General features: G+C 64.8%; 1 protein-coding gene. It reads left to right on the plus strand.

Annotation, left to right across the window (positions count from 1 at the left end):
* On the plus strand, positions 1-341 hold a 341-nt coding region (locus ACGF49_RS25050), incomplete at both ends, for a type VI secretion system ImpA family N-terminal domain-containing protein (protein ID WP_387493473.1).

Raw genomic sequence — 341 nt, forward strand, 5'->3', positions numbered from 1 at the left:
ATCCCTGGCCCTGACGCTGTTTCGCACCCACGGCGTCGATTTGCAGAGCGCGATTTACTACACCCTGGCCCGGATGCAGCTCAGCGGCCTGGCCGGGTTTACCGAAGGCTGTGAGCTGCTGGCCGGGGTGATAGTCAGCCAGTGGGATGAACTGTGGCCGCCGCAGCCGGCGGTCCGCGCCGAGATGCTGGACTGGTTTAACACCCGCAGCGGCCACGCCTTACGCCAGCACGATTACACCGCCCGTGACCTGCGGATGATTTACCGGGCCGAGCGGGCCTTACAGCTGATAGTCGACCGGCTCCAGCAGTCCGAGCTGAAACGCCTGCCGAAGGTCGACA

This window comes from Photorhabdus sp. RM96S (assembly GCF_042879335.1).
Taxonomy (GTDB): Bacteria; Pseudomonadota; Gammaproteobacteria; order Enterobacterales; family Enterobacteriaceae; genus Photorhabdus; species Photorhabdus kayaii.